The sequence below is a fragment of the Mesorhizobium sp. M7A.F.Ca.CA.002.09.1.1 genome, from assembly GCF_003998555.1.
Taxonomy (GTDB): Bacteria; Pseudomonadota; Alphaproteobacteria; order Rhizobiales; family Rhizobiaceae; genus Mesorhizobium; species Mesorhizobium ciceri.
This window is the reverse complement of the sequence record NZ_RZRR01000732.1, coordinates 1-2,930: the sequence shown is the minus strand read 5'-3', so window position 1 is coordinate 2,930 and position 2,930 is coordinate 1. Positions and strand designations below refer to the sequence as shown.

The 2,930-nt window shown below is 63.3% G+C and carries 3 protein-coding genes and 1 pseudogene; 1 reads left to right on the top strand and 3 read right to left on the bottom strand.

From position 1 onward, the window contains the following. The 3 genes and pseudogenes from EN994_RS36360 to EN994_RS25290 form a co-directional block, all read right to left on the bottom strand. Positions 1–133, bottom strand: a pseudogene (locus tag EN994_RS36360) (ferredoxin reductase); the annotation flags it as partial. Then, positions 130–444 carry a MocE family 2Fe-2S type ferredoxin gene (locus tag EN994_RS25295; RefSeq protein ID WP_027161041.1) on the bottom strand — a complete coding sequence of 105 codons (315 nt, stop codon included), beginning with the start codon at positions 442–444 and terminating at the stop codon, positions 130–132. The pseudogene EN994_RS36360 and the gene EN994_RS25295, both read right to left, overlap by 4 nt. A gap of 88 nt (positions 445–532) precedes the next feature. Continuing rightward, positions 533–1,624, bottom strand: a complete 1,092-nt coding sequence (locus tag EN994_RS25290; RefSeq protein WP_063169774.1) for a fatty acid desaturase family protein — start codon at positions 1,622–1,624, stop codon at positions 533–535. A gap of 170 nt (positions 1,625–1,794) precedes the next feature. On the opposite strand from EN994_RS25290, the gene EN994_RS25285 reads away from it, so the two are divergent. Continuing rightward, positions 1,795–2,826, top strand: coding sequence for a LacI family DNA-binding transcriptional regulator (locus EN994_RS25285; RefSeq protein WP_027161043.1), 1,032 nt, complete (start codon positions 1,795–1,797; stop codon positions 2,824–2,826). Positions 2,827–2,930 lie beyond the last annotated feature (104 nt).

Here is a 2,930-nt window from a genome sequence, read left to right as displayed (position 1 = left end):
CATAGGGCAGATGCGGCTCGTCGCCGACCAGCGTCACCGGCCCCTGATAATCGAGGTCGCGCAGCGCCAATGCCGCCCGCCCGCCGCATTCGCCGGCGCCGATGATGAGCATCCCCCCCGCCATATCGGTCATCCGATCTGGATCAGGACTTTGCCGGCATCGACCTTGACCGGATAGGTTTTCAGGTTGACGCAGACCGGGGCGCCGCGGGCGTCACCCGTCTTGTAGTTGAAGCGGCCATTGTGCTTGGGGCATTCGATGATGTCATCCATCACCAGCCCGTCGGCCAGGTGCACCTTTTCATGCGTACAAAGGCCGTCGGTGGCGAAGAACTCGTCGTCGGGGCTGCGATAGATGGCGAAGGTGCGGCCGCCATGGTCGAAGCGCATCACATCCTCCTCGTCTATGTCGCCGGTGGCGCAGGCCTCGACCCAGTCGCTCATTCAAGTCCTCCCAAAAGCAAAAAAGTGCGCAGCGGTTTTCCGTCCGGAATTGCGTTAAATAAACAGTCTGGATCGGATGGAAGCACGATCATTCCGCCGCGGCGGCGATAGTGTCGTTGTGGAATTCCTCGCGATATGGCCGTGCGGTCGGCGGCAGCTCGCGCTTGAGGAAATAGTCCTCGTTGCGCAGCTGGCGCAGGAAGACCGGGATCATCTCGCGGTAGCCGGCCAGGATCGACGGTGTCGCTTCCGGCAGATCGTGCTTGATCAGTTCGTGCAGCCTCGGCAGCGCATGATAGGGCACCATCGGAAACATGTGATGCTCGACATGGTAGTTCATGTTCCAGTAGATGAAGCGGCTGATCGGGTTCATGTAGACGGTGCGGCTGTTCAGCCTGTGGTCGGTGACATTGTCGGCCAGGCCGCCATGCTGCAGCAGCCCGACCATGACATGGTGCCAGGCGCCGTAGAGCCTGGGCAGGCCGACCAGCATCAGCGGCAGGAACGAACCGGTGTAGAGCGCCAGCCCGACGGTGGCGGCATAGATCGCCGTCCAGATGCGGGCGACGCGGATCGCCTTGGGCTGTTCCTGTTCTGGAATGAAGGTCTTTTCGGCGGCGCTGACGGTGCCGGCGGCGTTGCGCAGCATATCGCTCATCGCATGCCAGGCGTCGAGCACGCCGACGAAGCCCAGCATGGCGCGAACCAGATCCGGCGGCCGCATCACCGAGATTTCCGGGTCGCGGCCGACGATGATGGTGTCGGTGTGGTGGCGCGTGTGGCTCCAGCGCCAGGTCACCGGATTGCGCATGATCATGAAGCAGGCGATCTGATAGACCGCATCGTTCATCCATTGCGTGCGGAAGGCGGTGCCGTGACCGCATTCGTGCCAGCGTGAATCCGTCGAGGAGCCGTAGAGCACGCCATAGACGAAGAAGAACGGCACGCACCACCATGTGCCCCAGAGCCAGGCGCCGCCGGCGCCACTGACGGTCAGGGCGGCGAACCAGATCGCCGTATCGCGGATCGCCGGCCCGTCGGAGCGCTGCATCAGCTCCTTCATCTGCTTGCGCGGTATGTCGGTGTGATACCACTCGGCCGCCGACAGGCCGGTCTCGACGGCGAGCTTGGCGTCGCGGCCGATCAGGCTGTAGTCACGCCGGGACGGCGCAGTGGACATGATTGCCTCCCTCGGCAAAGGCATCCGCCAGAGCGAATGCCATGAAATCCCTTGGCTTCGGGCGTCAAAGTAACGCCGACTGATGATAGACTCAACATCATAAAGATAGTTTCTATCATTTCCCATCAGGATGATGTACGAAGGGCTCGAGCAAACCCGACGAGGCAAGCATGGTGAAGCGGCCGACAATATCCGATCTGGCGCGCATCTCGGGCGTCAGTGTCGCCACCGTCGACCGCGTGCTGAACAACCGGCTGCCGGTGCGCGAAGAGACAGCGCGCCGCGTCTACGAGACCGCTACCGACATCGGCTACCACGCCGCCGGCCTTATCAAGCAGCGCATGCGCCAGGAGTTGCCGGAGTACCGCCTGGGCTTCCTGCTGCTGCGGGGCAACGATGCCTTCTACGGTGACTTCGCGCGGGAACTCGAACTGGCCATCTCTCAATCGCAGCGCTTCCGCGGCGTTGCGAGCATCGATTTCGCCAGCTCCCTGGCTCCCGACGAGATCGCCTCCCAGATGCGCAGGCTGGCGGCGAAATCGAGGGCCATCGCCGTGGTCGGTCCGGACCATCCGACCCTGACAGCGGTCGTGGAAACCTTGAAGGCGAGAGGGCAGCCGGTCTTTTCGGTGCTGTCCGATTTTGCCGCCGGCATCCGGGAGGGCTATATCGGCCTCGACAACCGCAAGGTCGGGCGCACCGCCGCATGGATGATCTCCAAGGCAGCCAAGCGGCCCGGCAAGGTCGCCCTCTTCGTCGGCAGCCACCGCTTCCACGGCCATGAGCTGCGCGAGATCGGCTTTCGCTCCTTCTTCCGCGAGCATGCGCCGGAGTTCAGCGTGCTTGAAACGCTGGTCAATCTGGAAGCCAACCAGGTGACCCATGACGCGATGATCGATCTTCTGGCGCGCTATCCGGATCTTGCCGGCTGCTACGTCGCCGGCGGTGGCATGGAAGGCGCGGTCTCGGCGCTGCGGGCAGCGAAGCCCGCGACCATGCCGGTGGTCGTCTGCAACGAGATCAACGCCGAGTCGCGCGCGGCGCTCGCCGACAACATCCTCACCATGGTGATCTCGACCCCGCTCGCCGCTTTATGCCGTGAGCTCGTCGACCTGATGGCGCATGCCATCGAAACCGGCGCCGCCAACGCTCCGGGCCAGACCTTTCTGCCCTTCGACATCTATCTGCCGGAAAACATCTAGCCAGCCGCCGCGCAAGGTGCCGAGGCAAATGATAGAATCCATCAGAGCGATGCGTAAATCGGCCCGCAGGCCGCGGAATCGCCCTTGACGCCCCGATGTGAAAT

What these genes read in the sequence shown, in the direction of transcription:
- EN994_RS25285 (WP_027161043.1), top strand. Translation starts at nt 1,795, where the DNA reads ATGGTGAAGCGGCCGACAATATCCGATCTGGCGCGCATCTCGGGCGTC.
- EN994_RS25290 (WP_063169774.1), bottom strand. Translation starts at nt 1,624, where the DNA reads ATGTCCACTGCGCCGTCCCGGCGTGACTACAGCCTGATCGGCCGCGAC.
- EN994_RS25295 (WP_027161041.1), bottom strand. Translation starts at nt 444, where the DNA reads ATGAGCGACTGGGTCGAGGCCTGCGCCACCGGCGACATAGACGAGGAG.